29 protein-coding genes, 1 pseudogene and 1 riboswitch are annotated in these 26,471 nt (G+C 56.5%); of the genes and pseudogenes, 11 read left to right on the top strand and 19 right to left on the bottom strand.

Annotated features, from left to right (window positions below):
* Window positions 1–2: 2 nt before the first annotated feature.
* Entirely contained in the window at window positions 3–611 is a 609-nt protein-coding gene (locus BN874_RS10090) for a sigma-E factor negative regulatory protein (RefSeq protein ID WP_034432770.1), read from the bottom strand.
* Window positions 612–626: 15 nt separating this feature from the next.
* Window positions 627–1,202 carry an RNA polymerase sigma factor RpoE gene (gene rpoE, locus BN874_RS10095; RefSeq protein ID WP_034432773.1) on the bottom strand — a complete coding sequence of 192 codons (576 nt, stop codon included), beginning with the start codon at window positions 1,200–1,202 and terminating at the stop codon, window positions 627–629.
* 200 nt (window positions 1,203–1,402) lie between these two features.
* On the opposite strand from rpoE, the gene nadB reads away from it, so the two are divergent.
* Window positions 1,403–3,055 (top strand): L-aspartate oxidase, encoded by a 1,653-nt coding sequence (nadB, locus tag BN874_RS10100; protein ID WP_051497688.1) that lies wholly within the window; start codon window positions 1,403–1,405, stop codon window positions 3,053–3,055.
* Window positions 3,056–3,070: 15 nt separating this feature from the next.
* Here nadB and BN874_RS10105 read toward each other — a convergent pair whose 3' ends face one another.
* The 8 genes from BN874_RS10105 to BN874_RS23505 form a co-directional block, all read right to left on the bottom strand.
* Window positions 3,071–3,517, bottom strand: coding sequence for a protein YgfX (locus BN874_RS10105; protein ID WP_034432776.1), 447 nt, complete (start codon window positions 3,515–3,517; stop codon window positions 3,071–3,073).
* A 14-nt stretch (window positions 3,518–3,531) separates the two neighbouring features.
* A complete protein-coding gene (locus BN874_RS10110) occupies window positions 3,532–4,284 on the bottom strand; it encodes a Uma2 family endonuclease (protein ID WP_034432779.1) in 753 nt (250 codons plus the stop codon).
* A 656-nt stretch (window positions 4,285–4,940) separates the two neighbouring features.
* Complete coding sequence (locus tag BN874_RS10115) at window positions 4,941–5,192, bottom strand: FAD assembly factor SdhE (protein WP_051497689.1); 252 nt, start codon at window positions 5,190–5,192, stop codon at window positions 4,941–4,943.
* A 68-nt stretch (window positions 5,193–5,260) separates the two neighbouring features.
* Window positions 5,261–6,037, bottom strand: coding sequence for a succinate dehydrogenase iron-sulfur subunit (locus BN874_RS10120; RefSeq protein ID WP_034432782.1), 777 nt, complete (start codon window positions 6,035–6,037; stop codon window positions 5,261–5,263).
* Window positions 6,038–6,050: 13 nt separating this feature from the next.
* Complete coding sequence (gene sdhA / locus BN874_RS10125) at window positions 6,051–7,844, bottom strand: succinate dehydrogenase flavoprotein subunit (protein WP_034432784.1); 1,794 nt, start codon at window positions 7,842–7,844, stop codon at window positions 6,051–6,053.
* Window positions 7,845–7,873: 29 nt separating this feature from the next.
* Window positions 7,874–8,251, bottom strand: coding sequence for a succinate dehydrogenase, hydrophobic membrane anchor protein (gene sdhD, locus BN874_RS10130; RefSeq protein WP_034432787.1), 378 nt, complete (start codon window positions 8,249–8,251; stop codon window positions 7,874–7,876).
* 14 nt (window positions 8,252–8,265) lie between these two features.
* Window positions 8,266–8,652 (bottom strand): succinate dehydrogenase, cytochrome b556 subunit, encoded by a 387-nt coding sequence (gene sdhC, locus BN874_RS10135; protein ID WP_034432789.1) that lies wholly within the window; start codon window positions 8,650–8,652, stop codon window positions 8,266–8,268.
* 167 nt (window positions 8,653–8,819) lie between these two features.
* The gene (locus BN874_RS23505; protein WP_195912162.1) at window positions 8,820–8,993 is read right to left on the bottom strand and encodes a DUF1674 domain-containing protein; all 174 of its coding nucleotides are present in this window, start codon (window positions 8,991–8,993) and stop codon (window positions 8,820–8,822) included.
* A gap of 243 nt (window positions 8,994–9,236) precedes the next feature.
* Here BN874_RS23505 and ygfZ point away from each other — a divergent pair, with 243 nt between their 5' ends.
* Window positions 9,237–10,286 carry a CAF17-like 4Fe-4S cluster assembly/insertion protein YgfZ gene (gene ygfZ, locus BN874_RS10140; RefSeq protein WP_034432791.1) on the top strand — a complete coding sequence of 350 codons (1,050 nt, stop codon included), beginning with the start codon at window positions 9,237–9,239 and terminating at the stop codon, window positions 10,284–10,286.
* 25 nt (window positions 10,287–10,311) lie between these two features.
* Here ygfZ and rnt read toward each other — a convergent pair whose 3' ends face one another.
* Genes rnt through BN874_RS10165 form a run of 5 tightly spaced genes read right to left on the bottom strand, consistent with a single transcriptional unit; the run spans window position 10,312 to window position 12,700 of the window.
* Window positions 10,312–10,950 (bottom strand): ribonuclease T, encoded by a 639-nt coding sequence (gene rnt / locus BN874_RS10145; RefSeq protein ID WP_034432792.1) that lies wholly within the window; start codon window positions 10,948–10,950, stop codon window positions 10,312–10,314.
* A 48-nt stretch (window positions 10,951–10,998) separates the two neighbouring features.
* The gene (locus BN874_RS10150; RefSeq protein ID WP_034432795.1) at window positions 10,999–11,436 is read right to left on the bottom strand and encodes a molybdenum cofactor biosynthesis protein MoaE; all 438 of its coding nucleotides are present in this window, start codon (window positions 11,434–11,436) and stop codon (window positions 10,999–11,001) included.
* A gap of 3 nt (window positions 11,437–11,439) precedes the next feature.
* The gene (locus BN874_RS10155) at window positions 11,440–11,673 is read right to left on the bottom strand and encodes a MoaD/ThiS family protein (RefSeq protein WP_034432797.1); all 234 of its coding nucleotides are present in this window, start codon (window positions 11,671–11,673) and stop codon (window positions 11,440–11,442) included.
* Window positions 11,670–12,194 carry a hypothetical protein gene (locus BN874_RS10160; RefSeq protein ID WP_034432799.1) on the bottom strand — a complete coding sequence of 175 codons (525 nt, stop codon included), beginning with the start codon at window positions 12,192–12,194 and terminating at the stop codon, window positions 11,670–11,672. The genes BN874_RS10155 and BN874_RS10160 overlap by 4 nt, the downstream gene beginning before the upstream one ends.
* Window positions 12,191–12,700, bottom strand: a complete 510-nt coding sequence (locus tag BN874_RS10165) for a GNAT family N-acetyltransferase (RefSeq protein ID WP_034432801.1) — start codon at window positions 12,698–12,700, stop codon at window positions 12,191–12,193. Before BN874_RS10165 ends, BN874_RS10160 begins: the two co-directional genes overlap by 4 nt.
* A gap of 160 nt (window positions 12,701–12,860) precedes the next feature.
* On the opposite strand from BN874_RS10165, the gene metK reads away from it, so the two are divergent.
* Together metK and ahcY are read left to right on the top strand one after the other, a co-directional pair.
* Window positions 12,861–14,021, top strand: coding sequence for a methionine adenosyltransferase (metK, locus tag BN874_RS10170; RefSeq protein ID WP_034432803.1), 1,161 nt, complete (start codon window positions 12,861–12,863; stop codon window positions 14,019–14,021).
* A 23-nt stretch (window positions 14,022–14,044) separates the two neighbouring features.
* Window positions 14,045–14,125: riboswitch (S-adenosyl-L-homocysteine riboswitch) on the top strand.
* A 16-nt stretch (window positions 14,126–14,141) separates the two neighbouring features.
* Window positions 14,142–15,560 carry an adenosylhomocysteinase gene (gene ahcY, locus BN874_RS10175; RefSeq protein WP_034432805.1) on the top strand — a complete coding sequence of 473 codons (1,419 nt, stop codon included), beginning with the start codon at window positions 14,142–14,144 and terminating at the stop codon, window positions 15,558–15,560.
* Window positions 15,561–15,642: 82 nt separating this feature from the next.
* Here the strand turns inward: ahcY and BN874_RS22530 are convergent, their stop codons facing one another.
* Window positions 15,643–16,170, bottom strand: a complete 528-nt coding sequence (locus tag BN874_RS22530; RefSeq protein WP_051497690.1) for a hypothetical protein — start codon at window positions 16,168–16,170, stop codon at window positions 15,643–15,645.
* Between the two features lie 161 nt (window positions 16,171–16,331).
* On the opposite strand from BN874_RS22530, the gene BN874_RS10185 reads away from it, so the two are divergent.
* Window positions 16,332–16,751 (top strand): clan AA aspartic protease, encoded by a 420-nt coding sequence (locus BN874_RS10185; protein ID WP_034432807.1) that lies wholly within the window; start codon window positions 16,332–16,334, stop codon window positions 16,749–16,751.
* On the top strand, window positions 16,751–17,605 hold the full coding sequence (metF, locus tag BN874_RS10190) for a methylenetetrahydrofolate reductase [NAD(P)H] (RefSeq protein WP_034432809.1): 855 nt from the start codon (window positions 16,751–16,753) through the stop codon (window positions 17,603–17,605). Before BN874_RS10185 ends, metF begins: the two co-directional genes overlap by 1 nt.
* A 78-nt stretch (window positions 17,606–17,683) precedes the next feature.
* On the opposite strand, the gene BN874_RS10195 is transcribed toward metF, so the two are convergent.
* Both BN874_RS10195 and BN874_RS10200 read right to left on the bottom strand, forming a co-directional pair.
* A complete protein-coding gene (locus BN874_RS10195; protein WP_154724854.1) occupies window positions 17,684–18,205 on the bottom strand; it encodes a FlgO family outer membrane protein in 522 nt (173 codons plus the stop codon).
* Window positions 18,206–18,240: 35 nt separating this feature from the next.
* Window positions 18,241–18,873 (bottom strand): hypothetical protein, encoded by a 633-nt coding sequence (locus BN874_RS10200; RefSeq protein ID WP_154724855.1) that lies wholly within the window; start codon window positions 18,871–18,873, stop codon window positions 18,241–18,243.
* A 479-nt stretch (window positions 18,874–19,352) separates the two neighbouring features.
* Between BN874_RS10200 and BN874_RS10205 the strand changes: the two are divergent.
* From BN874_RS10205 to BN874_RS10220, 5 genes and pseudogenes are all read left to right on the top strand, one after another.
* A pseudogene (locus tag BN874_RS10205) lies at window positions 19,353–22,577 on the top strand (ribonucleotide reductase barrel domain-containing protein); the annotation flags it as partial.
* Window positions 22,578–22,612: 35 nt separating this feature from the next.
* Window positions 22,613–23,299, top strand: coding sequence for a TSCPD domain-containing protein (locus tag BN874_RS10210; RefSeq protein WP_034432813.1), 687 nt, complete (start codon window positions 22,613–22,615; stop codon window positions 23,297–23,299).
* Between the two features lie 55 nt (window positions 23,300–23,354).
* On the top strand, window positions 23,355–24,359 hold the full coding sequence (locus BN874_RS10215) for an NAD(P)H-quinone oxidoreductase (RefSeq protein ID WP_034432815.1): 1,005 nt from the start codon (window positions 23,355–23,357) through the stop codon (window positions 24,357–24,359).
* 334 nt (window positions 24,360–24,693) lie between these two features.
* A complete protein-coding gene (locus tag BN874_RS24455; RefSeq protein ID WP_154724857.1) occupies window positions 24,694–24,867 on the top strand; it encodes a hypothetical protein in 174 nt (57 codons plus the stop codon).
* A gap of 114 nt (window positions 24,868–24,981) precedes the next feature.
* Window positions 24,982–25,953, top strand: coding sequence for a DUF6635 family protein (locus BN874_RS10220; RefSeq protein ID WP_154724858.1), 972 nt, complete (start codon window positions 24,982–24,984; stop codon window positions 25,951–25,953).
* Between the two features lie 114 nt (window positions 25,954–26,067).
* On the opposite strand, the gene rplQ is transcribed toward BN874_RS10220, so the two are convergent.
* Window positions 26,068–26,445: a 50S ribosomal protein L17 gene (gene rplQ, locus BN874_RS10225; protein ID WP_034432817.1), complete on the bottom strand. Its 378-nt coding sequence runs from the start codon at window positions 26,443–26,445 to the stop codon at window positions 26,068–26,070.
* Window positions 26,446–26,471: the final 26 nt, after the last annotated feature.

Consider the following 26,471-nt stretch of genomic DNA (forward strand, 5'->3'; position numbering starts at 1 on the left):
CCTTAGCGTTCGGTTTGATAACCGACCATACGCACATAGGGCAACATGCCGTGCATGCTGTTCATGGACGCATAGCCGTTATGATTAACCAGATAGCTGCCCAACCGGGCTTCGACCGGTTCGCTGGCAGGATCGCTGCGCTGGATAGAGGCCACGGTCTGGATCGGGAGAGCAGTAGCAGAAATGGGAAGGGCGGGAGTAGCAGCGGCTAGCTGGGCAGTGGGCTGAATGTCGGTTTGGGTTAGCTTCAACCCGAATAGAGCCATCAGCACCACCGACGCGGCCAGTGCAAACCCAGTGACTGGTTTGTACCAGGTCGGCAGCGGCTTGGCACCGGGTAGCGGCAACGGTTCGGCTGCGATGGCTTGGCGGATACGCGCAGCGAAATCGGTATCAATCATCGCTGGCAAATGATCCTGTAATGCATCACTGATGAGATGGTAGCGTTCCCATCGATCCCGTGCATCGCGATCCCGACTGAGGCGCCGCAGCGCCAGATCGTTCTCAATATCTTGCAATTCACCGTCAACCATCGCCGAAAGCTGGCTTGCCACGACGCTCATATCATTGGCGAATGGCACCGGTTGTTGTTCAGCCGTCTTATCTGCCATGACTCTATCCCGAAACTAATTCAATAGTGGACGCAATTTGGTATCAATCGATTCCCGCGCCCGGAAAATCCGGGAACGCACTGTTCCGATTGGACACCCCATGGTTTGGGCAATTTCCTCATAACTCATTCCCTCAAGTTCCCGAAGGGTGATTGCGGTGCGCAGATCCTCCGGCAACTCCTCGATAGCCCGAAACACAGTCGCCCCGATCTCATCCTTAAGCAGTAACCGTTCAGGCGTATCGTATTCTTTCAGAAGAGATTGACCTTCGTATTGCTCAGCCTCGTGGGCATCAATATCAGAACCCGGCGGACGCCGGCCTTGGGCAACCAGGTAGTTTTTGGCTGTGTTAATAGCGATGCGATACAGCCAAGTGTAAAAGGCGCTATCCCCGCGAAACCCGGGTAGCGCACGGTAGGCCTTGATGAATGCCTCCTGGGAAACATCCTGGGCTTCGCTGGGATCATGCACATAGCGAGAGATCAGTTTGATGATCTTGTGTTGGTACTTGCGCACCAGCAGATCGAATGCACCCTTGTCGCCTTTCTGTACTCTGTGAACTAAATCACGATCCAGATGACCTTCGCCCATCCGGGCAGACCCCTTTAGACTCAATAGCAATTTCCCTGCAAGCATGACGATAGACCAAGGACTGCTCCGTTAGTTCGTGTGCTTACCGGGGTGTTATAGTGTGGACGTGCAGTAGTGGAATAACATCACGGTGGGCTAAACCGCACTGCGCGGCATTCTCGCCTGCAACCATACCCCATTCACAGAACCGCTCACAAGCCATGACTATCTCTCATCTTTCCACCGATGTCCTGATTGTCGGGTGCGGTGCCGCCGGTCTCAGTCTGGCGCTGCGATTGGCTGAGACCGCTCAGGTTATGGCGCTCGCCAAGGGACCGTTGTATGAAGGCAGCACATACTACGCTCAAGGCGGAGTGTCAGCGGTACTGGATGCCGGAGATTCCATCGAGTCTCACCTGCAAGATACCTTGATCGCCGGAGCAGGTCTGTGCCATACCGACGCGGTGCGTTTCACGGTGGCGCATGGCCGGGAAGTGATCGAATGGCTCAGCGCCCAAGGCGTACCGTTCACCAAGGAATCGACTGCTGATGGCAACGTGGACTACCACCTACACCGTGAAGGCGGTCACAGCCATCGGCGGGTCGCTCACGCTGCGGACGCCACTGGCCGCGCCATTCAGACCACGCTGGAGGAGCGCGCTCGCCAGCATCCCGGCATCACCTTATACGATCATTACAGCGCCGTGGATTTGATCGCCAGCCGCAAGCTGGGATTGAGCGGCAATCGCTGCCTGGGTGCTTATGTGCTGAATCGGCAAACAGGCCGGGTTGAAGCTATCGCGGCTCGTGTCGTGGTACTGGCCACCGGCGGAGCCAGCCGGGTCTACCTGTATTCCAGCAACCCGGACGGTTCCACCGGTGACGGTATTGCCATGGCGTGGCGGGCCGGCTGCCGGGTCAGCAACATGGAATTCATGCAATTTCACCCGACCTGTCTTTATCACCCCAAAGCCAAGTCGTTCCTGATTTCCGAGGCGGTGCGCGGCGAGGGCGGCGTACTACGCCTGCCGGATGGCAGCCGCTTTATGCACCACTTCGATCCCCGGCTGGAACTGGCCCCACGCGACATTGTTGCCCGCGCCATTGACCATGAAATGAAACGACTGGGTGCGGAGTGCCTCTATCTCGATATTAGCCACAAGCCGGCTGCTTTCATCCGCGACCATTTCCCCAACATTGACGCCAAGTGTCGAGAATACGGCTTCGACATGACCCAGGAACCACTGCCCGTAGTGCCGGCGGCGCACTACACCTGTGGCGGGGTGATGACCGATTTGGCCGGACGTACCGATCTGGAAGGGCTGTACGCGATTGGCGAGGTCGCTTTTACTGGCCTGCACGGTGCAAACCGCATGGCGAGTAACTCGCTGCTGGAGTGTCTGGTGTTTGCCGCCGCCGCCAGTGCCGATATTAAAACCTGTCTGCGTCAGGTCCCGGAGTTACCCGCCTTGCCGGCATGGGACGAAAGTCGGGTGACCGACTCGGATGAAGATGTCGTGGTCACCCATAACTGGCAGGAATTGCGGCGGTTTATGTGGGATTACGTCGGCATTGTCCGCACCAACAAACGCCTGCAACGGGCCAAGAATCGGGTGGATTTACTGCTGCGGGAAATTGCGGAGTATTACGGCAATTTCCGCATCAGCGCCGATCTGATTGAGCTGCGCAATCTGGCGCTGGTGGCCGACTTGATCATCCGTTCGGCGCTGGAACGCAAGGAAAGCCGGGGCTTGCATTACACGCTGGACTATCCGGCGAGCAACGATACGGCATCCCCACACGATACCATCCTGGTACCGGAGCATTTTGCCGGCAAAGAATGGGATCCCCGATGGTCGGACTCCACCAGTTGATCCATGCCAACGCCATCAGGGCTGATCGGGTTCGTCAATCTTGGTCTGGGTTCGCAACCAGACCCGCAATCGTCGCAACGCTTCGGCGTCTGCAGCATCGGGTAATAGCGTCAGCGACCGGTGTTTGCCGGTTTCCAGCCGGAAATTCAAAATAACGATACTCGGATGGGCATAACCGCCACTAAGCCAAGCGTGATGGATCGTTCCATCACCGGTTTCAAGCCGCCAGCGGCCATCCAGCAGTTCAATATGGGCGATAAAATCGCGCCCCCGCCCATCGCCGTATTGCCACCCGAACCTGAGCAGCGCCAGCGTGATACCAGCGATGAATCCGGCTTTGACCCAGAGCGGCACGGTGGAAATGACAACGGCGACGCCAGCTAACAGATGGCCGATACCGCCGCAAATCAGCAAAAGCCGCGAGGGACGCAGATCGAGAATTAAAGATACGCGGCTACGCATTCCTGATACGGAGCTTAACGCGAATCCGGGTCTACACCCAACTGCCGCAACCGCTCGGCCAACCGTTCAGCGCGAAGTTGAGCAACCTCGGTTTGCTGTTGCGCAGTTTCGGTGTGCTGGCGGGCGACTTCGGCTGCGGTGGGCAACAAAGCACCTTCTGGAGTGAACCAGCGCAGCCAAACCGTGGTGACGCCCCGGAAGGTTCCCGTCCAACGTCCCAAATCGAGATTCAGGGCCGGACTATGCAGGCGACCTTGGGGATCAGCGACCAGTGGGTAGTAGTCATTGCCATGCAGGGTGAAGCCCGCGAAATCTTCAGGGTTGAAGGGGTCGTACCCGTAGTATTCCGGGACATGCATCTGACGGGCGTAGAGGGTTTTCTTGTGGGTCTTATCGTGGTGGGCGGTGCTGGCCGACAGCAGTTCGACGACGACATCCGGTCCCTTGCCCTGCTCCCAGATCACCCAACTCTTGCGCTCGCCGCGTGATACGTCCAGCGCCACGAAGAAATCCGGGCCGATGAAGGTGTTGTGGCGCACCTGTTCCAGACTGTAGTAAAGGAACATGTTGCCACCAGCGAAACCGTCGCCCCGCGCTTCCAGCCAGAGATCGAGGACATCAATCAGCAAATCCATCTGCAAGTGGTGACGCATAGTTTCCATGGGTATTCCGTCATCGCAGGGGAGATCGTCCTGGGTGGGAGGAATGGCCGGCAAATCCACTACTGCGAACAGCGGGGGCGGTGGGGAAATCAGCAGCGCTTCCATGGAGTCGCCTCCTGAACGGTGGGGATCGGCGCGGTGGATAACGCATTTGCAGTTTAATTCAATCAGACGCCGGGCAACACTTCCTGTTTCAGCCAATCCGCCGGTATCGTTAGCTCAGCATACGGGATCAAGCTTCCTGATCCTCGGCCACGCGATCCCGGATTAAATCCCCTATCGGATCAGCGCCGGAGGGTAACCAGCCCAGGATTCTTCAAAAAAGCTGGTACAAGCAAAGCGGAACCCATCACGGTTCGATGTTGTGGTGGGTTTCAGCGTTTTGTGCCTTTGCCCGGCCTACGCAGTGAGCATTCAGCCTCACTACGATCCATCAGATTTGGATGAAGACATGTAGACGTGGGCGCAACTGGACAGGCATTAGTCGAATCAGGCGAGTGAGTATATGGCGACGGTCAAGCAGCGGGACGTCAATAAGCACCCGATTTCAGCAATGCTTTAATCTGTTGGGAAGCCTGCTGCATGTCGCGCCGCAAGGAGTCGATCTCGGATGGCGTTAGCAGTCTGGCCGGATTTGAGGAGATAGCGGGCTTCGGATTCGGTAAGGCAGTCGAATCCATACCCGAACCCGAAAACTTTGATCCACTGCGGGATTCAAGGTCGGCATAACGATTTCGCGCTGGCGCATTCAACATCAGAAGTTATGCAGAGTATTTCACCAGAGTCCGCATGATGCCGACGACTCGCGCTGTCACCGCATCCGCCGGAGTTTCCCGCCCGACCATATAGCTCATCAGCAGCGGGTCTTGCAGTTCCAGCAAATCCGCAAACGCTTGCTGATCTTCCGCTGCCGCATCAGGGTAATACTGCTCCAGATAACCCAGCGTCAGCAGATCCAGTTCCTTCATGCCACGCCGGCAGCGCCAACGCAATTTGCCCATCTGTTCATCCACTGCCAAATTCTCCTTAAATCAATAACGCCCCTCTCCCACTATTGATGAGAGAGGGGCGTCAGGGGGAATTAACGCCGCTCGACCATCATCTTCTTGATTTCCGCGATGGCCTTGGCGGGATTCAAACCCTTCGGGCAAGTCTTGGTGCAATTCATGATGGTGTGGCAACGATAGAGCCGGAACGGGTCTTCCAGATCGTCCAGCCGCTCGCCAGTGAACTCGTCGCGGCTATCCACGATCCAGCGGTAGGCTTGCAGCAGTACCGATGGCCCTAGATAGCGTTCACCATTCCACCAGTAGCTCGGGCAACTGGTCGAGCAGCAGGCGCACAAAATACACTCATACAGACCGTCCAGCTTGGCGCGGTCTTCCTTGGATTGCAGGCGCTCCCGCTCCGGCGGCGGGGTAATGGACTGCAACCACGGTTTGATCGAGGCGTACTGCGCGTAGAAATGGGTCAGATCCGGCACCAGATCCTTGATCACCGGCATGTGCGGCAACGGATAGACCTTGACATCGCCCTTGATGTCGTCAATGGCGATAGTGCAGGCCAGAGTGTTGACGCCGTCGATGTTCATCGCGCAGGAACCGCACACCCCTTCACGGCAGGAGCGGCGCAAGGTCAAGGTCGGATCCATCTCGTTCTTGATCTTGAGCAGGGCGTCCAGCACCATCGGGGCGCAGGTATCCAAATCGACCTCGTAGGTGTCCAGACGCGGATTTTCGCCGCTGTCCGGGTCCCAACGATAGATCTGGAAGCGCTTGATGTTCTTGGCGCCAGCCCCGGCATAGTAGGTTTTGCCCTTGCCGACGACCGAATGGGCGGGAAGATTGAATTGAGCCATGAGTATCGCCCTCTCAGTAGACGCGCTTCTTGGGTGGAACGTATTCCACCTCATCGGTCAGGGTATAGGTATGAACCGGTCGGTACTCGAAAGTTACCTCACCCTTGGGATCCAGCGATGCCAAGGTGTGCTTCATCCAGTTCTCGTCGTCGCGATCCGGATAATCCTCGCGGGCGTGGGCGCCACGGCTTTCGGGACGGTTAATCGCCGATTTAATCGACACCATCGCGCAACCCAGCAGGTTATCGAGTTCCAGCGTCTCGACCAGATCGGAGTTCCAGACCATGCTGCGGTCAGTGACGCCCACATGCTCGAAGCCCGCGAAGACGTCTTCCAGCTTGTGGATGCCTGCGGCCATGGACTCGCCGGTGCGGAATACGGCGGCGTGATTCTGCATGGTGCGCTGCATCCGCAGTCGCAGGCTGGCGGTTGAATTTTCCCCGCGGGCATGACGCAGACCGTCGAAACGAGCGACGATCCGATCCACGCTGGCTTGCGGCAGCGCCGGGTGCGGCGTGTCCAGCTTGATCTTGTCGGCGCAGCGGTTGGCGGCGGCGCGCCCGAACACCACGATGTCGAGCAGCGAGTTGGAACCTAGCCGGTTAGCGCCATGCACCGACACGCAAGCTGCCTCACCAATCGCCATCAGGCCAGGAACCACATGATCCGGATCGCCGTCCTTGAGCCGCACCACTTCGCCATAGAAATTGGTCGGGATGCCGCCCATGTTGTAATGCACCGTCGGCAGCACCGGCACCGGATCCTTGGTCACGTCCACCCCGGAGAAGATGCGGGCGGTCTCGGCAATACCGGGCAAGCGCTCGTTGATGACTTCGGGACCGAGATGTTCGAGATGCAGGAAGATGTGATCCTTGTGTTCGCCGACGCCACGTCCTTCGCGAATTTCAACCGTCATCGAGCGACTTACCACGTCACGGGACGCCAGATCCTTGGCATTTGGCGCATACCGCTCCATGAAGCGTTCGCCGTTGGAGTTGGTTAAATAGCCGCCCTCGCCGCGACAGCCTTCAGTCAGCAGACAGCCTGCGCCGTAGATGCCGGTGGGGTGGAACTGGGTGAACTCCATATCCTGCAACGGCAGGCCGGCGCGCAACACCATGCCGTTACCGTCACCAGTGCAAGTGTGAGCCGAAGTGGCCGAAAAGTAGGAACGGCCATAACCGCCGGTTGCCAGCACCGTGGTGTGGGCGCGGAACACATGCAGCGTACCCTCGGCCAAATCCCAGGCCACCACGCCATGGCAGGCGCCGGCATCGTCCATAATCAAATCCAGCGCGAAGTATTCGATAAAAAACTCGGCGTCGTGCTTGAGCGCCTGCTGATAAAGGGTGTGCAGAATGGCATGGCCGGTGCGGTCGGCAGCGGCGCAGGTGCGCTGGGCAGTGCCCTCGCCGTAATTGGTGGTCATGCCGCCAAACGGGCGCTGATAAATTTTGCCTTCTTCAGTGCGCGAGAACGGGACACCGTAATGTTCCAGCTCGATCACCGCCGGGATGGCCTCACGGCACATATATTCAATGGCGTCCTGGTCACCCAGCCAGTCGGCGCCCTTGATGGTGTCATAGAAATGCCACTGCCATTTGTCGGTGCCCATGTTGCCGAGCGCCGCCGACATTCCGCCTTGCGCGGCTACGGTGTGACTGCGGGTGGGAAACACTTTGGTCAGGCAGGCGGTTTTCAGCCCTTTCTGCGCCATGCCAAAAGTGGCGCGCAATCCAGCGCCGCCAGCGCCGACCACGATCACGTCGTAATTATGATGAACCAGCTTATAGGTATCGGTGGACATGAAAAAACCTCAGCCTCTGATAGTGGGCGTCAAGCCAGTGCAATCTTGAGCACGGCGACGACGGAAATGGCGCCCAGCAGGAACAACACGAATTGCGTCGCCAGCACCGCGACAACCTTGGCTCCCTCTGGCCGGACATAGTCCTCATAGATCACCTGCATCCCCAGATTGGCGTGATAGAACGCCGCGAGCAGCAGAGTCACCATCAGGCCGGCTCTAACTGGATTGCTCAGCCAGTGCTGGAAGGTCTCATAGTCGGCGCGAGACACCGATAGCATGGAAATAACGAACCATAGCACCAGCGGCACCAGGGCGACCGAAGTGACGCGCTGCAACCACCAGTGGTGAGTGCCGTCTTTAGCGGTGCCCAGACCGCGAACGCGAGCGAGCGGGGTACGAATGCTCATTAGAGTTTCTCTCCTCAGGGCGCGGCGATCAGCCAGCACAGGAAGGTCAGAATGATGGAGGACCACACCACGGCCCAGCCGGATTGGGTGGCCTTCTCCATTTCGAAGCCGTGGCCGGCATCCCAGAACAGGTGGCGAATGCCGTTGGCCAGGTGGTAGAACAAAGCCCAAGTCCATAGGAACAGGAACAATTGTCCCAGCTTGGATCCCAGCACCATCTGGGCATGTTCAAAGGCTTCGGGACCGCGAGCAGCGGCCACCAACCAGTACACCAGCAGCAGTGTACCCACCACCAGCCCAGCGCCGGTGGCGCGGTGAGTGATGGACAGGATTGAGGTCATTTGCGGTCTGTAATAGGGACCGATCATGAACGGCGACAACGGCCGTTGTTTGGCTGACATACGGTGCTCCTTGTGGCGCAGTGGTAAAAGAAGGGTTATCGTTGTTGTGCGATGCAACAATCATAATCGAAAGCGGACCGGATTTCCGAAAACCTGACTTGGGACCGAACGCTTACTTTGTAATCAGCGCGGCGCAGAGCCTCGCTGGTTGGGGCCAGGTCTGATGATTAGAAGTCGATGCAGCGCCCGGCTTTTTCCCAATCGCCGTAGCGGGTGGGTTCGAGTCCTTTGGGACCGCCATATTCAGCGGGTTTTCCCGTTTTTTCAGTGGGTTGGGGCGGCGGGTCGGGAGTTACGGCGGACTGTGAAGGCAGCGTCGTCTGCGGGTCATTGTTATTCATGGCAACTCGCTGTGGGTTGAGGGATGGCGGAAGCTGAACCATCCTTGTCACATCCACCGCCGGGATCGCCGGAGGCTCCAGGCTTCGTGCCTTTGCAGCAACGGGAGCATCCCGGTCTACATTTTGTGGGGCTATTATGCCGATCACGTCTCTTGAACGCAATGAACCGGCGGTTAGCCAACACTCGTGACCTTCGAGCGTTTAATGTCTTTAATTGACATAAATATCAAAGGATTCTCTCTTATGAACGTGGAATGGCGTGATTTTCTTGAACGGGCTGGCGCTCATTGGGATAGTGACTCCGTGATCCATTTTGGCCAGCTGGATGCGGAGTCAAACGCGGCGCTGAGGGGCGATGTGTGCTGTGATTTATCCCACTTGGGCCTGATCGCTGTACACGGGCCAGATGCCGAGCGCTTCCTGCAAGGCCAACTGACCTGCGATGTTCGCCAGGTTACGCCAGAACACAGCCTGATCGGCGCACATTGCAACCCCAAGGGCCGTGCTGTAGCCGACTTTCGGCTGTTCCAGCGCGAGGATGCTTACTTTCTGGAACTGCCGCGCACGATGGTGGATCCCCTGTTGCTTCGGCTGTGCAAGTATTTATTGAGAGCCAAGGCCGTATTGGAAAATGCCAGCGATGCGTTGGCGCGGATCGGAGTCGCGGGGCCGAACGCGGCAAGTTTGCTTGAATCCGCGATGGGCGCGGTTCCAGCAACGGTGAACAGCGTTATCGCAGCCGACAACATGATCGTAATTCGCCTGCCTGGACTCCAGCCGCGTTTCGAGCTGCACGGCGCGGCACGGGAATTGGGCGCGATCTGGAATGCGCTGGCACGCGACTTGGTGCCGGTTGGGACTGAATCGTGGCGGCTGCTCGATATTTTGGCCGGGATACCGACCATTTACCCCGCAACGATGGAAGCCTTTGTGCCACAGATGATCAATTTGCAGCAGTTGGATGGGATCAGCTTCCAGAAGGGTTGCTACACCGGGCAGGAAATCGTGGCGCGCACCCATCATCTGGGCAAGCTCAAGCGGCGAATGTATCTGGCTCGGGTGGACAGCGCTACCCCGCCGCGCCCCGGCGATCCGCTGTTTTCGCCGCAGGCCGATGCAAGTCAAAGCGCCGGGCAACTGGCCGACGCCTGTCGTCATCCCAATGGCGGTTATGCGGTGCTGGCGGTGGCGCTGATCGAGTGCGCGGAACAGGGCGAGTTGCGCTTGGGCGACGCCGGCGGACCGGTGTTGCAGTTGGAACCGTTGCCTTATGAATTTGATGGAGCGGCTTAGGCCATCGACGCTCAGCGGGAGCCGCTCAGTCTTCCGAGGGCATCCAGCCACCCATGTCCTTCCAGCAATTGACAATTTGGCAGAATAGTTCGGCGGTGCGTTCCACATCGTAAATCGCCGAGTGCGCCTCGCGCTCGTCCCAGCGAATGCCCGCCGCTTGCAGCGCCCGCGCCAGCACCGTCTGTCCATACGCCAATCCGGCCAGAGATACGGTGTCGAAGCTGCTGAAAGGATGAAAGGGATTACGCTTGATTCGGGTGCGGGCGACCGCCGCGTTCAGGAACCCCAAGTCAAAAAAGGAGTTGTGACCGACCAGAATGGCGCGGGTACAACCCGTGTCGCGCATTTCCCGGCGCACTTCTCGAAAAATAGCGCTCAACGCTTCGTTTTCTGGCACCGCAAAGCGAAAGGGATGATAGGGGTCAATACCATTAACCACCATCGAGGCGGGATCCATCCGCGCATCGGGAAATGGCTCTACATGGTGAGACAGGGTTCCGGCAGGACGCAGAACCCCTTGCCAGTCCATCCGCACGATAACCACAGCGATTTCCAGCAGGGCGTCGGTCTGGGCATTGAGGCCGCCGGTTTCAACATCCACGATGACCGGCAGAAAGCCCCGGAAACGGCGAGCAATAAGAGATTTGGAGGACGATTCGTTCATCCATGCAGCATAGCGAATCAGAGGCCGGATCGCACCCGCACCCGCTACTCAACTCGGCGTGTTGTGCGCCACCCAACGTGGGCCAGCGGCGGTTTCTTCACGCTTCCAGAACGGCGCTTTGGCCTTGAGTTCTTCCATGATCAAGCGGCAAGCCGCAAACGCTGCCGCTCGCTGCGCTGACCACACCGCCACCAGCACGATGGGATCGTTGGGCTGCAATGCGCCGACCCGGTGAATCACCAGCGCGTCCAGTAGCGGCCATTCCCGCGCTGCTGCTTCGACGATCCGCTGCAAGTGGCGCTCGGTCATGCCGGGATAGTGTTCCAGCGTCATCTCCTGCACCGTGGCGCCATCGTTGAAGTCGCGCATCGTGCCAATAAAGATCGCGGTGGCGCCGTATTGACCGTGCAACCCAGTCAGTGTGTTTTGATAACGCCCCAGTTCTACTAAGGGATCGAAAGGCGCGTCCCGCAGTTCGATCTTCACGCCCTAACCCCCCGTCACCGGCGGAAAAAATGCCACTTCATCGCCATCCCGCACCCTTTGCGTGAGTTCGGCGTATTCCATGTTTACCGCCGTCAGCGTATTCGGCGGCAAGGGTCTATCCAGCCACAGCGCGGCCCACACCTCCGCAACGGTCAACTCGGTAGCAGCGTCCAGCCGATCTTCAGCGCGGCCCAAACGGTCGCGCAAGCTGGCGAAGTATTTGATATCAATGCTCATCGGTTTTGCTTCCAGTCCCGCACTTGTCCAAGCGGTTGCTCATTCGAGCCGATCAAGCCGTGATCCAGCAGCCACTGCCGGGCGTCATCGGCATCCTGCTCGAACCAGGCACGGGCTGAACCCAGACGGAAGGTATAGCCCCAGGCATCCATATCGGCGCACATCCGCGCCTGACCGACACCGGGCAACGCATCCGCCAGCAGGATTTGTAAATAGCAGACCCCATCTTCCTCGATGCACTCGCCACCCGCGTCGGTATGCAGTTGAGCGCGGCGTTCGGCGTCCATGCAAAGGTAATGACCCGCCTCATGCAACGCCGAATGCAGCGGTGTGTCATCCCGCACGAACAAATGATCACCGATCAATCCCGCCTCGCTTTCGCCCCAGTAGCTACCGGGAATCTCCGCATCGGGCAGTATCCAAATTACGGTGAGGCCATAACCGGCCAGCAGCACGCTCAGCGGCTCACACCCCAACTCAGCGCAGGTCAATACTGATGAAGCAGCCAACCGTGCGCTCATGCCTTGCCCTTATCCGTCGTCACTCGCCGCCCCATGATCAGCACGTCGTATTCCCGACCATCCATTTCCGCGACCGCTGGTAACAGGCCCCATTGGGTGAAACCGAATTCGGCCAGCAAGCGCACACTCGGTTCGTTATGCCTAAATACGAACGCTAACAGGGTTCGTACTTCCCAATCGGGCGCACGGGCAAGCGCTTCGGCCAACAACATTCGGCCCACGCCCTGGCGCTGGCGGTCTGGTGCCACGTAGTAACCCAGTTCCACCGTGGCGTGATAGGCCGGACGTCCGTAAAACGACCGGACGCTCAACCAGCCAGCGATCCCGTGTTCATCCTCCGCTACCCACAACGGCCGCTGCTCTGGGCGGTGATCATGAAACCACGCCTCGCGCTGCTCGACCGTCACCGGTTCGGTATCAGCCGTTGCCAGCCGACCGGGAATACTGGCGTTGTAGATGTCCACGATGGCGGGCAGGTCTTGATAACGTGCGGAGCGAATATGCATGAGTCTGAACTCAATCAAGGGGTTTAATAACTAAATAGCATAAATAAGCAAGATGCAAATACAGTATTTTCCAGATAGACTTACCATTTCCAAGTCACCGCCGCCGCTTCGGCGCACGGAATCCTGCCTGTTGCAACCGTCGTTGAGGATACGTCATCCCATGAGCCGTACCTATCTGTTCACCTCTGAATCCGTCTCCGAAGGGCATCCCGATAAAATTGCCGACCAGATTTCCGATGCGGTGCTGGACGCCATCCTCGTTGAGGATTCCAAAGCGCGGGTCGCCTGCGAAACTCTGATCAAAACCGGCGTTGTGGTCCTGGCCGGTGAAATCACCACCACGGCATGGGTAGATTTCGATCAGATCGTGCGGGATACCGTGATCGGCATCGGCTACGACAATTCCAACGTCGGTTTCGACGGTGCCACCTGCGCGGTGCTGTCCTGCATCGGCAAACAATCCTCCGATATTGCCCAAGGCGTCAATCGCGATAAGCCAGAGGAACAGGGCGCCGGCGATCAGGGCTTGATGTTCGGTTATGCCTGCAATGAAACCGAGGTGCTGATGCCGGCCCCCATCACCTATGCCCATCGGCTGGTGCAGCGGCAAGCGGATATACGCAAGAGCGGCATCCTGCCGTGGCTGCGACCCGACGCCAAGAGTCAGGTCACTTTCCGCTACGAAAATAACCAGGTGGTCGGCGTCGAGGCGGTGGTGTTGTCTACCCAGCACGATCCTGACATTAACTACAAACTGCTGTGCGAAGCGGTGATGGAGAACATCATCCTGCCGGTGCTACCCGCCGAGTGGCTGGACAAACACACCAAATATCACATTAACCCAACCGGCAGTTTCGTCATCGGCGGGCCAGTGGGCGATTGCGGTCTGACCGGGCGCAAGATCATCGTGGATACCTACGGCGGCGCAGCGCATCACGGCGGCGGCGCCTTCTCCGGCAAAGACCCGTCCAAGGTGGATCGTTCCGCCGCCTACGCCGGCCGCTACGTCGCCAAGAACATTGTTGCCGCCGGCTTGGCGGAACGCTGCGAAATCCAGGTGTCTTATGCGATTGGCGTCGCCGAACCGACCTCGATCAGCATCAACACCTTTGGCACCGGCAAAATTGACGAAGATCGGTTGGTGGAGATCGTGCGCGGTCACTTCGATCTGCGGCCGTACAACCTGGTTAAAATGCTGGATCTGATTCGTCCGATCTACCGCAAGACTGCCGCCTACGGCCACTTCGGTCGCGAAGAACCGGAATTTACCTGGGAACGCACCGACAAGGCCGATGCGCTGCGGGATGCCGCCGGGCTGTAAGAGAATTTACCAATTTTTGCCCCCATGCTGAGGGGCGCTGCAACGGTATTCACCGTCAGGCTCGGCATGGCACGGCTTTCACAAGCCAACGGCGCCCGTTCAACCGTATCGGAGTACGTTATGAACGCCGTTGTCCAGGAAAAACCCTTTACTGATTATTACGTTGCCGATCTGGCCCTGGCTGAATGGGGCCGCAAGGAAATCGCCATTGCCGAAACCGAAATGCCCGGCCTGATGGCGGTGCGCCAGGAATACCAGGCGCAACAGCCGCTGAAAGGCGCTCGCATTGCCGGTTCCCTGCACATGACCATCCAAACCGCCGTGCTGATTGAGACCTTGGCGGCGCTGGGTGCCGAAGTGCGCTGGGTCTCCTGCAATATCTTCTCAACTCAGGATCACGCCGCTGCCGCGATTGCCGCCGATGGCATCCCGGTGTTCGCCTACAAGGGTGAATCGCTGGAGGAGTATTGGGACTTTACCCACCGCATTATGCACTGGCCGGACGGCAGCACCCCCAACATGATCCTGGACGATGGTGGCGACGCCACCCTGCTGATCACGCTCGGCGCCCGGGCGGAACAGGATCGCTCGCTGATTGCCAACCCGACCTGCGAAGAAGAGCAGGTGCTATTCGCCGCCATTCGTGATCAACTGGATCGCCAGCCCGGTTTCTATTCCCGGATTCAGGCTGCTATCCAGGGCGTGACCGAGGAAACCACCACTGGCGTACATCGCTTGTATGTGATGGAAAAGGAAGGCCGTTTGCCTTTCTCCGCCATTAATGTCAACGATTCCGTCACCAAATCCAAATTTGACAATCTTTATGGCTGTCGTGAATCGCTGGTGGACGGGATCAAGCGCGCCACCGACGTGATGATCGCCGGCAAGGTAGCGGTGGTGCTGGGCTACGGCGACGTAGGCAAAGGCTGCGCCCAAAGTCTGCGCGGGTTGGGGGCGACGGTGTGGGTGACCGAAATTGACCCCATTTGCGCCCTGCAAGCGGCGATGGAAGGCTATCGGGTGGTCACCATGAACGAGGTGGCGGACAAAGCCGATATCTTCGTCACTGCTACCGGCAATGTTGGCGTCATCACCCATGACCACATGGTACGGATGAAGAATCAGGCCATCGTCTGCAATATCGGCCACTTCGATTCCGAAATCGAAGTAGCGGCGATGAAGAAGTACCGCTGGGAAAACATCAAGCCGCAGGTGGATCACATCATTTTCCCCGACGGCAAGCGGATTATTCTGCTGGCGGAGGGGCGGCTGGTGAATCTCGGTTGCGCCACCGGTCATCCCAGCTTCGTGATGTCCAATTCCTTCACCAATCAGGTGCTGGCGCAGATCGAATTATTTACTCGTGGCGAGCAATACGAGAACAAGGTCTATGTACTGCCCAAGCACCTCGACGAGAAGGTCGCCCGGCTACATCTGGATCGCATCGGCGTCCATCTGACCACGCTGACGCCGGAACAGGCGGCGTATATCGGCGTTGCCACTGACGGGCCGTATAAGACCGAGAATTATCGGTATTAAGGTAAACTTCATTGTAGCCTCCTTGTTTTTTGGAGAGGAGGCTATAACGTCGGTTTCAGTAGTGATGCGGAAGATAAAAATCTCAATCCAGAATGGCTTGAACCTTCTGCAAGTAATAACCAGCGACAGGCTTAGCCAGTTTGCTCTCGCGCATGGCTAGATTCCATCTTGCAATACAGTTAATGATCGAGTTGAAATCATTTGATGCTTCGACTCGCCGCCGGATATCCGCGCCTAGCAAACCTAAATATTCATCTATCGTGTCCAGGATGATTTTTTTGACCAGCGCAATGTCTTCGGGCGGGTACTCCGTTCGCTTCGGTCTTGGCATAAATGGGGAGGGTGATGCAGATTCAGCCACGACGGGAGCGGGCGCTTTCGAAGCCTGGGTAGTCTGTGCATCGCGTGGCGCGATAAAGCCGCCGTCGAGCAGCAACTTCAACAACGGTTGGATTTCCTTGCCAACACCCGCCGCCACCGACAGATCGACCTCCGTTTTCTGGGCATCAACCAGGATCAGAACCCTGCGCCCCTTTGCGGACAGACCGTATACGCGACCTTCAATCTCTTTCCGACCCTTGTCGGTTTTTTCATAGATGGGTATGAGCATTTTGCATCAAGGCATTGAATAAAATTTCATACTACACTGAGCTGATTACATCAGCATGACACCTTAATTGCTCAACAGAGTCAGGCGATCCACATATTGCCATCTTATAGAAAATACCGGATATTCAAGCTGGTGAATATTTCAATCGTAATGAGGGTGCCATGGGTTTGATTTATGCTGATCTTGAATTATTCAACAGCGATGATCTTGCTCTGCAACGGCGGGGCTATCTGCAATCCGATCAGGTTCGACATATTACGATCAAAGCCTTGGTCGATAGCGGTGCTTACATGCTGGCGATCAACGAAGATATTGCAACTCAACTGGATCTACCCAAACTAGACGAGCAATTGGCGGAGATGGCTGATGGCAGACGGATCAAACTGGACATTGTAGGCCCCGTGGATGTCCGCTTCGCCAACCGCGCCACGACGGTGCGAGCGATGGTGTTACCGGGTAATACCGAACCACTGCTGGGGGTTATTCCTCTGGAAGACATGGATGTGGTCATCAATCCTCGTCAACAGACCTTGGTCGTCAATCCACAGACGCCCTACATCCCCAAAAAGCCGCTTAAATAATGCCTCAGTCAAACTGGCCCCAAACCTTCAGTTGCGAATTCTTCCCTCCCAACACCGATGAAGGGATGCGCAAGCTGTTCGCCGCCCGCGAAGAACTGATGCGAATGCAGCCCGCGTTCTTCTCGGTCACTTACGGCGCGGGTGGTTCCACCCGGGAACGCACCTTTGAAGCGATCCAGGCGATCCAGACGCATAGCGGGGTGGATGCCGCCCCGCATCTGACCTGCGTCGCGTCCACCCGCAGCGGAATTCGGGAGATTCTGGATCACTACCGCGCTCAGGGTATCCACCGCATCGTCGCCTTGCGCGGCGATTTGCCATCCGGGATGCGCGAATTCGGTGAATTCCGTTACGCCAATGAACTGGTGGAGTTCATCCGCGCCGAGACCGGCGACTACTTTCACATTGAAGTAGCCGCCTATCCCGAATTTCACCCCCAGGCCCTGAGTCCCGAACGCGACCTGCTCAACTTCCAGCGCAAGGTCGAGGCCGGTGCCAACAGCGCTATCACCCAGTATTTCTACAACCCGGAATCGTATTTTCGCCTTGTGGATGATTGCCAGCGCCTGGGGCTGGATTTGCCCATCGTGCCCGGCATTATGCCGATCACGAATTACACCCAACTGGCGCGGTTCTCGGACGCCTGCGGGGCGGAAATTCCACGCTGGATTCGCAGGCGGCTGGAAGGTTTTGGCGAAGATCGCGATGCCATTCGCGCCTTTGGGCTGGATGTCGTGACCGATCTTTGCCAGCGCCTGCTGGCGGGAGGTGCGCCAGGGCTGCATTTCTACACCATGAATCAGGCCGGAACGACGCTGGCTATCGGCGAACGACTGGGCTTGACCACTGATTAGCGGTATTCCCACCAAAAAGATAACGCCCTTCCCCCATTCAAGGGAAAGGGCGTTACATGGAGAGGTTAAGGCAGGCGGTTATTGCGCAGCTACCAAGGCTTTGGCATCTGGTCCAAGCGGGATCACATAATCATAGGACGCCAATATCAGATTATCGGTCGCACGAATCAGCCGGGCGGTAACGTAAACCGATTGCCGCGCAACCGCATAGGTTCCAGCAATCACCGCTGCCGCATTATGCGACTGACTGATTTCCTTGACCGAGCGCGACAAGGTCAATTCGCCAGTGCCTTCAGCAACAAAAATGTTATTGCGCATCTTGATCTCGATCACCGTGAAGCTCTGCTGCGCAAACCGGGAACCAATCTGCTCGCCGATGACGCGCCCCAGCCCGGATGATGCTTCGAGATTGTTGATATCTACAAAAGTGGCTGCCAGCAGGGGATCGCGCCGTTCCTTGAGCCAAGGCGCCCGCGCCAGCAACGCATCAGCCGCCGCGTAGTTCTTGTCAACCAGGTTCGCATCCTGAATGACCTGGCGAACTGGCACATCGTCTGCCGAGGAAGCGCACCCCAAGATGCCCAAGTTCAGCGTTATCAACAGAACTGTTGCTCCGCGTACCATCACATTCCCATTCATGGCCCAACGACCTCCACGATGCGGGTGGTAACCGGCGGCGGCGACACAGGCCCCTTGGCGATGTACTGGTCAACGTTGTTATCGCTGACATAGTAAATATCACGCAAACGCGCCGCATAGCGATCACCACTCATGACTGAGGTCGTCACGATCACTTCGGTATTCGGATTGTCGGTGATAAAACCAGTCGCTACATCCAGGGCAACGGCTCCTACTCCAACTGCCGCCGCTGCCGTATGATGGCTCGCCACATCGCGTATCACCAGCACGGTGCCGGTTAATGCGGTGAACAACCCTGGAGTCGGTCGGATAAACCCGCGATCCTTGTGGGATACCACTTGAATATTGTAAGTCACCGGCAAACCCACTGCCGGATTCTCACTCATGCTAAACCCACGATCCAGCAGATGCGTGATCAGCAAGTTGTGAAAGGCTTCCCCAAAGTCACTATCGTACCTCGGCTGCTTAACGTACAGGGTGGTAGAACGTCCCTGCTGCTCGCCAGAGCCGATCAGCGTACCTTGCAACCTAGTCGCCACATCCGCTGCAAGAATGTCCCAGTGCTGGGCAGCCTGCATCTTTTTTTGGAAAGTGACTGGATAAGTTGTTGCAACGGGCACTTGGGACATACAAGCCCCCAGCCCAAGACAGAGCATTACAAGAGGGGCATGCAAGAGCTTCATTCAGATTCTCCCTCGGTTTTTGTGTCGGTTATTGACGATACCCAACAAAGTTTAGCCGGTTATACCACCGCCGCCACCCCTTGACAACAAGGTTTACCCCCTACAGCGCATATGACTGTGATCACTCTTCTTGATAAAGCCGATTGTTAACGGAAACAACGTGTTAATCTCACGCTTCAACACATTATATTGTGTTTATTTTTTTTATATCCACATCATATAGGAATTGCGTCTGAAATTTTCTCCTCTAGAATTGGGTGATTGGCGCTACCAAGTAGAGCTTGCACGATATCCACGACATTGGAACCATGGCCCTTGCCGCTCATCCTCCATGCTCCCCCCTGTTTCCTTGAGAACACCGGCTTATGAAAACCGCGCACTTGCAACCCATCAGCTGTTCGACCATAGCCGCCTCCGTACCGATGCAACCCGCATCCTGGGATATTTGGGATCAGAAATATCGCTTGAAAGCCAAAGATGGGCAGGTGCTGGATGAAACCATTGACGGTACTTATCAACGAGTCGCTAAAGCGCTGGCGGACGTAGAAATCACCCCGGAACTGCGTGAACACTGGGGCGATAAATTTTTGTGGGCGCTGCGGCATGGCGCCATCCCGGCGGGGCGCATCATCTCCAACGCGGGAGCCTGGGATCATAAGCCGGCCACCTCGACCATCAACTGCACCGTGTCCGGCACAATTACGGATTCGATGGACGACATTCTGCGCAAGGTGCATGAAGCTGGATTGACGCTGAAGGCGGGATGCGGCATCGGCTATGAGTTTTCCACGCTCCGCCCTCGCGGGGCCTATGTGTCGGGAGCCGGTGCGTACACGTCAGGGCCGCTGTCGTTCATGGACATCTACGACAAGATGTGCTTTACCGTCTCGTCGGCGGGCGGACGCCGGGGCGCCCAGATGGGCACTTTCGACATCGGACACCCGGATGTCATGGAATTTATCCGCGCCAAACGTGAAGCGGGTCGGTTACGACAATTCAACCTGTCGTTGTTGATCACCCGCGAATTCATGGAAGCGGTCAAACAGGACCAGGATTGGACGCTGGCTTTTCCGCTGTTGGCTAAGGAAGCGGCGCAGGATCAGATTGATCTCAACAATGCTGATCTCATTATTTGGCGCCAGTGGCCAACTCACGATGGCTTGATTAGTAATGAAGCTGGGCAAGTCGCATGCAAGGTTTATCGGAAAATCCGCGCCCGGCGGCTTTGGGATGCCATCATGGCGTCCACTTATGACTACGCAGAACCGGGATTTATTCTCATTGATGAAGTGAATGAGATGAATAACAACTGGTTTTGTGAAAATATCCGTGCCACGAATCCCTGCGTCACCGCCGACACTTGGGTTCAAACCGCACAAGGGCCACGACAAGTGAGTACGATTCTCGGAAAACCATTGGATTTACTCGTCGATGGGCGGATTTATCATTCCGGCGAAGAAGGTTTTTTTAAAACCGCAACCAAAGCGGTGCTGAAATTAACTACCGAAGAAGGCTTTAGTTTGCGCTTAACGAACGACCATCGAGTGCGCAAGGTCGTTCGTCATAACCGTTATCACTTGGAAACCCAGTGGTGTGAAGCGGCTCATTTGGCGCCCGGCGACTGGGTATTATTGCACAACCACCGTGAGCACTCTAGTTGGCAAGGTCAATACACCGAACAGCAAGGTTATTTGTTGGGGCTATTGGTCGGCGACGGCACTCTAAAAGACGATAAGGCGGTATTGTCGGTATGGAAATCGGCCGCTGTTAGTAATGGTGAAACTATTAATTCAGGCGTTGAGGCGATCATGGCGAAAGTGCTGTGCGCCACTCAAGCATTTAACAAGCGGGCGGATTTTAAAGGCTGGACTGAAATAGCGGGACGCAATGAGTTTCGACTCAGTTTTGCCGGCTTAAAAGACTTGGCGCAAGAAATCGGCATGTCTCCAAATCATAAAGTCATTACACCGGTCATGGAAAGTGCTTCCAGCAAATTTTACCGAGGTTTTCTACAAGGTTTTTTTGATGCCGACGGTTCTGTGCAAGGCAGCCAGGAAAATGGCGTCAGCGTGCGTTTGGCGCAATCTGATCTAACGCGCCTTGAAGCGGTGCAACGCATGCTGCTCCGCTTAGGCATTGTGGCGAAGATTTACCGTAATCGTAGACCGGCGGGTATTGCCCGGTTACCGAACAGCCATAGAGAGCTTGCCGATTATGCAATCTCGGCGCAACACGAATTGGTCATCAGTGGTGATAATTTACCGATCTTTGAACAATTAATCGGTTTTACCGACAGTAACAAAGCGTTTCAACTCAAATTCGCCTTAAAAAATTACCAACGCGCGTTAAACCGCGAGCGTTTCGTAGCGACCGTTGCCGCCGTGATTCCGGATGCTTATGAAGATGTCTACGACGTTCAAGTACCTGGAATCAATACCTTTGATGCGAATGGTCTACATGCGCATAATTGCGGCGAACAGCCGCTGCCCCCCTACGGTAGTTGCTTGCTCGGCTCGATCAACCTGACCCTATTTGTTCAAAATCCGTTCACCGATCACGCCCGCTTCGATTGGGACACTTATCGCGACGTGGTGGCGGTTTTTACCCGCATGCTGGACAACGTGGTGGAAATTAACGGTCTACCCTTAAGCGAACAACGCCAGGAAATCGTCAGCAAGCGCCGTCACGGCATGGGTTATCTGGGTCTGGGTTCCACGTTGACGCTATTGAATATGGAGTACGGTTCTCCCGAGTCATTGGCATTTACCGAGCAAGTCACTCGTGAAATGGCCTTGGCGGGTTGGCGGGTTGCCTTGGAACTGGCCAAGGAAAAAGGACCTGCGCCGATCCTCGAACAAGAATTCACCATCACCACCCAGATGCTGCATCAACGCCCGGAAATGGTTCGGGATGGCTACCAGAAAGGCGACCCCATTCAAGGCAAGGTGCTTCATGCACGCTATAGTCGCTATATGCAGCGGATCGCTGAGATCGCCCCGCAACTGGTCGAGGAACTGGCCCAGGTTGGGGCGCGTTTTACTCACCACACCTCGATTGCTCCGACCGGAACGATTGCCCTGTCTTTAGCCAACAACGCCAGCAACGGTATCGAACCCAGTTTTGCTCATCATTACGCCCGCAACATTATCCGTCCCGGTAAAAAATCCAAGGAAAAGGTGGATGTGTTTTCATTCGAGTTGCTGGCTTACCGACACCTAATCAATCCCACGGCCATGCCTGATGCCGAAGGGGTTGAAAACCGACTGCCCCCGATCTTCATCACCGCAGATGACGTGACCCCGAAGCAGCATGTGGATATTCAGGCCGCCGCCCAGAAGTGGATTGATTCCTCGATTTCCAAGACGGCCAACGTCCCAACGGATTTTCCTTATGAAGCGTTCAAGGACATTTACCTGTACGCCTATGAGCAAGGTCTCAAGGGTTGCACGACCTTCCGCTTTAATCCGGCGGCATTTCAGGGCGTGCTGGTCAAGGAACAGGATTTAGCCAATACCCGCTACCGTTTCGTGCTGGAAGATGGATCGGAGATCGAGGCCAAGGGCAACGAGGAAATTGAGTATGACGGCGAGATTCACTCGGCGGCGAATTTGTTTGATGCCATCAAGGAGGGGTATTACGGGAAATGGTGAGTTTACACAGCGATGTCTTGCTTTAGAGGAATGAGATGCCTATCAAAATAGATAAAAAAATCGTCGGCTACAGCGTCGTCAAACCCGACGACGTTTCACCCACACCGGCAAGCAACCCCAATCCAGCCGTGCAGCACATGCACGAAAGCGTAGCTCGACCGGATGTTTTGAAGGGCGCGACCTACAAGGTCAAAACTCCGCTATCGGATCATGCGCTGTACATCACCATCAACGACATCGTGCTGAATCCAGACACTGAACACGAAGTGCGACGACCGTTCGAGATTTTCATTAATTCCAAGGCGATGGATCACTTTCAATGGATCGTCGCCCTGACTCGCATCCTTTCAGCCGTCTTCCGCAAGGGCGGCGATGTCACCTTCCTGGTCGAGGAAATGCGCTCAGTGTTTGATCCAAAAGGCGGCTACTTTAAGAAGGGTGGCAAATACATGCCTTCGCTGGTCGCGGAAATTGGCGACGTCATCGAATCGCACATGCGATCCATGGGGCTATTTAAGGAAGACGGCTTGGATGGGTATCAGCGCGAGTTCATCGAAAAGCAGCGCAATAAATACGAGATCGGGATGAAAGCTGTCGAGGATGCCGGTGAAAGCACCTTCCCGCCAGAAGCAACCCTGTGCGGCAAGTGCCACACCAAAGCCGTGATCGTGATGGACGGCTGCCTGACTTGCCTGAATTGCGGCGATTCCAAGTGTTCCTGAACCACCCAACTCACACCCACGCTACCCAGTCACCGCTTGCCTTTGAGACCGTACTATGCACCCGACTCTGCCCGACTTGATGACCGCTATTGAAATCACTGAACCCGGTGGCCCGGAAAAGCTGGTTCCCACTCGCCGTCCACTGCCGCAACCTACGCTCGGCGAAGTCTTAATCAAGGTTGCCGCTGCCGGGGTCAATCGTCCCGACTGTTTACAGCGTCAAGGCAGCTATCCACCGCCCCCCGGCGCTTCCGATCTTCCAGGGTTGGAAGTCGCCGGCAGCATCGTTGCGCTTGGTGAGGGCGTGGATACCTGGCGGGTCGGTGATGAGGTTTGCGCACTGCTCACCGGCGGCGGCTACGCCGAATACTGTACCGCTCCCGCGCAGCAATGCCTGCCCATTCCAGCGGGACTGACCGTGCAGCAGGCCGCTGCCTTGCCTGAGACTTTTTTCACGGTCTGGAGCAATGTTTTTGATCGGGCGCGGCTGCAACCCGGAGAAAGTCTGCTAGTTCACGGTGGGGCCAGTGGTATCGGCACGACCGCCATCCAACTGGCTAAAACGCTCGGTTCGCGGGTGTTCGCCACCGTTGGCGGCAGTGAGAAAATTCAGCCCTGTCTCGATCTAGGCGCTGAACGGGTCATCAATTATCGTGAGGAAGATTTCGTCCAGGCGATCAAAGCAGCCACTAACGGTCAGGGCGTAAACGTAATCCTGGATATGGTCGGCGGCGATTACATGCAACGAAATCTCAGCACACTCGCTGTCGAAGGTCGGCTCGTTTTCATCGCCTTTCTGCGCGGGGCCACAGTGGAATTGAATCTGGCGCCGGTCATGATGAAGCGGCTGACGATTACCGGATCGACCCTGCGCGCCCGTCCCGTTGCTCACAAGGCACCCATTACCCGGGCGCTGCGCGAAATTGTCTGGCCATTGCTGGCCAGCGGCGCGATCCGACCGCTTATTGACCGGGTTTTCCCGCTAACCGAGGCGGCGGCAGCTCATGCTCTGATGGAATCCAACAGCCATATTGGCAAGATACTCCTTCAGGCCAACTGATTTTACTTGGCCTCGCGCCTTTCTGAGCTTTCAGCACCTAATCGCTGTATTCCACAACATCAAACGGCGTGGGCACCGCTTCAAGCCACCCACGCCCGGTATTTTATTCTGCATTGCAACAAAAATTCATTTATGGTGTCATTATTATGTAGTAGGCGAGGCGTCGCCATCGGTCAAAAGTAACGGCTTATCAACTAAGATTCAGTCTGACGCTGTACGATCATTGATGGTTCGAACGCAACGCCAACGCGATAAAGAACAATATTGAAAACTAAAGTTTCGTCCGGTAAATCCGACCGGCAGGCGTAACCGATACAGGTGAGAGGTTAAAACCATGCGTGGCAGCTACAGAATCAATCATCCCTTCATCTGGTTTGAAACCGATGGATGGTGGTTCAAAGCATTCGGTGAGTGTTTCGGGCCTTACAAAAATCTGCTCGAAGCGCGTTATAGCCTGCTGGTGATGCGTGGACTGAGCCAACAACTCCGTGAAGCCATTACCCAGTAGGATTGACTCATCCGCAGACCACCGCCTCCATGCCCGCTGCCAATCCTCCAACCCTAACGTCCGCTTCACCCATGAGCAATTGGCATGGGCGAAGCGCGGGGAGCGGTTTTCATCATGTCTGACGAAGTGGTGGTCGCGCAGATCCGTGCGGCCGTCAACGATGCCACGCGCTGTTACCTAGCCGAGCGCCGCGCACGGGTCGCGCCATTCACTCGCAGACACTTTTCGTTTAGGGGCGCATTGCGCATCAACCGCTGGGCACTGGGCAAAGACCTGCTTCGTACCCCTACCAACGTACTCTGGTCTATCCCATACCTGTTAGCACGCGGGGGGGCGGCGCTGAGCCGCAAACTCCGACTGGATACCTTTGCCCAACAGCTTGACCGCTTGCCACCTGGCTTTAAAACTGATGTCGAACGCGAAATCGAATGGCTGATCTATAGCGAACTGCTGGAGTTGCCTTTCAACCGGGAAGGTCGATGCTGTGCCCGGGATGCACTGCTAGAGACCATTTTGGCGCATCCAACCATAAGTCAGTTGCTGATTCCCGAACTGATCCGACTTGATGATCTCGCACATCACCAGAATTTCCGCCAGCGGCTCGAAAAATATCTGTCCACCTACGCCAGCAGCCGCACAGCAGTGGCTGATTTATCCGGATCCTTGCTCGGTCTAGCCGCAGGTATCGCCACCTTCCAGCAATTTACGCCCGGTGCCGTAGCCATCGGCGGCGCTACTGCAACGGTCCTCGCTAACCATTTGGCTATTGCCAACTTTATGCTCGGACCGACGCTAGGATCAATGTACTACGGACTCTTTCCAGCCACGGTCTCCGCTGGACTGCTGGTCACGACCACGGGCGGTTTGATTGTAGCGTTGGGGGTACTGACTGCTGGCGCTGGCGTGATCGCTGATCCTCTCCAGCAAGCGATGGGGCTGCATGAACGCAAGCTGCTAAAACTGCTGGATGCGCTCGAAGATGAGTTAACCTGCCAAGGTAACGGCTACCGGCTGCACGATGCTTACGTTGCCCGCATTTTCGATTTGTGGGATTTGTTGCAGGTGGTGACCCGAACACTGAGTTAATGCAACGCAGCGAAGGGTCATTCATCACAGTGCTACGTTGCTCTTGCGCTGTGCAAAGAAACTAGAGTAAGTCCACACACTATGCCGCACGGCGATACTGTCGAACCAGCATTGCTATTCAACGGTCGCCAATTCCGCACGATCCACCAACTCAACATAAGCCATGGGTGCGTTGTCGCCACTACGAAACCCACACTTCAAAATACGCAGATAACCACCCGGACGCTGTTGATAGCGAGGCCCCAGCTCGTTGAACAGCTTGGTGACGACATCCCGGTCGCGCAATCGAGCAAACGCCAGCCGCCGCCGGGCTACACTGTCTTCTTTCGACAGCGTGATCAATGGCTCGGCGACTTGGCGCAGTTCCTTGGCCTTGGGCAACGTGGTACGGATAATCTCATGAGCGAACAGTGAAGCCGCCATATTACGAAACATGGCCTTACGATGGCTACTGGTTCGGTTCAGTTTGCGACCAGCCTTGCGATGACGCATAACAGTTATTCCTTTAAATTATTGGG

The sequence above is a fragment of the Candidatus Contendobacter odensis Run_B_J11 genome (genome assembly GCF_000531125.1).
GTDB classification, from domain to species: Bacteria; Pseudomonadota; Gammaproteobacteria; order Competibacterales; family Competibacteraceae; genus Contendibacter; species Contendibacter odensensis.

Excerpts from the sequence above, each read along its gene's own strand:
- BN874_RS10160 (WP_034432799.1), bottom strand. The coding sequence starts at position 12,194 with ATGAGCGCACGGTTGGCTGCTTCATCAGTATTGACCTGCGCTGAGTTG.
- rnt (WP_034432792.1), bottom strand. The coding sequence starts at position 10,950 with ATGAACGAATCGTCCTCCAAATCTCTTATTGCTCGCCGTTTCCGGGGC.
- BN874_RS10220 (WP_154724858.1), top strand. The coding sequence starts at position 24,982 with ATGTCTGACGAAGTGGTGGTCGCGCAGATCCGTGCGGCCGTCAACGAT.
- rplQ (WP_034432817.1), bottom strand. The coding sequence starts at position 26,445 with ATGCGTCATCGCAAGGCTGGTCGCAAACTGAACCGAACCAGTAGCCAT.
- BN874_RS10120 (WP_034432782.1), bottom strand. The coding sequence starts at position 6,037 with ATGGCTCAATTCAATCTTCCCGCCCATTCGGTCGTCGGCAAGGGCAAA.
- BN874_RS24455 (WP_154724857.1), top strand. The coding sequence starts at position 24,694 with ATGCGTGGCAGCTACAGAATCAATCATCCCTTCATCTGGTTTGAAACC.
- BN874_RS10185 (WP_034432807.1), top strand. The coding sequence starts at position 16,332 with ATGGGTTTGATTTATGCTGATCTTGAATTATTCAACAGCGATGATCTT.
- BN874_RS10215 (WP_034432815.1), top strand. The coding sequence starts at position 23,355 with ATGCACCCGACTCTGCCCGACTTGATGACCGCTATTGAAATCACTGAA.
- sdhD (WP_034432787.1), bottom strand. The coding sequence starts at position 8,251 with ATGAGCATTCGTACCCCGCTCGCTCGCGTTCGCGGTCTGGGCACCGCT.
- ygfZ (WP_034432791.1), top strand. The coding sequence starts at position 9,237 with ATGAACGTGGAATGGCGTGATTTTCTTGAACGGGCTGGCGCTCATTGG.
- BN874_RS22530 (WP_051497690.1), bottom strand. The coding sequence starts at position 16,170 with ATGCTCATACCCATCTATGAAAAAACCGACAAGGGTCGGAAAGAGATT.
- BN874_RS10110 (WP_034432779.1), bottom strand. The coding sequence starts at position 4,284 with ATGGAAGCGCTGCTGATTTCCCCACCGCCCCCGCTGTTCGCAGTAGTG.
- BN874_RS10105 (WP_034432776.1), bottom strand. The coding sequence starts at position 3,517 with ATGCGTAGCCGCGTATCTTTAATTCTCGATCTGCGTCCCTCGCGGCTT.
- BN874_RS10200 (WP_154724855.1), bottom strand. The coding sequence starts at position 18,873 with ATGTCCCAAGTGCCCGTTGCAACAACTTATCCAGTCACTTTCCAAAAA.
- BN874_RS10155 (WP_034432797.1), bottom strand. The coding sequence starts at position 11,673 with ATGAGCATTGATATCAAATACTTCGCCAGCTTGCGCGACCGTTTGGGC.
- BN874_RS10090 (WP_034432770.1), bottom strand. The coding sequence starts at position 611 with ATGGCAGATAAGACGGCTGAACAACAACCGGTGCCATTCGCCAATGAT.
- BN874_RS10165 (WP_034432801.1), bottom strand. The coding sequence starts at position 12,700 with ATGCATATTCGCTCCGCACGTTATCAAGACCTGCCCGCCATCGTGGAC.
- sdhA (WP_034432784.1), bottom strand. The coding sequence starts at position 7,844 with ATGTCCACCGATACCTATAAGCTGGTTCATCATAATTACGACGTGATC.
- BN874_RS23505 (WP_195912162.1), bottom strand. The coding sequence starts at position 8,993 with ATGAATAACAATGACCCGCAGACGACGCTGCCTTCACAGTCCGCCGTA.
- BN874_RS10210 (WP_034432813.1), top strand. The coding sequence starts at position 22,613 with ATGCCTATCAAAATAGATAAAAAAATCGTCGGCTACAGCGTCGTCAAA.
- metK (WP_034432803.1), top strand. The coding sequence starts at position 12,861 with ATGAGCCGTACCTATCTGTTCACCTCTGAATCCGTCTCCGAAGGGCAT.
- nadB (WP_051497688.1), top strand. The coding sequence starts at position 1,403 with ATGACTATCTCTCATCTTTCCACCGATGTCCTGATTGTCGGGTGCGGT.
- sdhC (WP_034432789.1), bottom strand. The coding sequence starts at position 8,652 with ATGTCAGCCAAACAACGGCCGTTGTCGCCGTTCATGATCGGTCCCTAT.
- metF (WP_034432809.1), top strand. The coding sequence starts at position 16,751 with ATGCCTCAGTCAAACTGGCCCCAAACCTTCAGTTGCGAATTCTTCCCT.
- rpoE (WP_034432773.1), bottom strand. The coding sequence starts at position 1,202 with ATGGGCGAAGGTCATCTGGATCGTGATTTAGTTCACAGAGTACAGAAA.
- ahcY (WP_034432805.1), top strand. The coding sequence starts at position 14,142 with ATGAACGCCGTTGTCCAGGAAAAACCCTTTACTGATTATTACGTTGCC.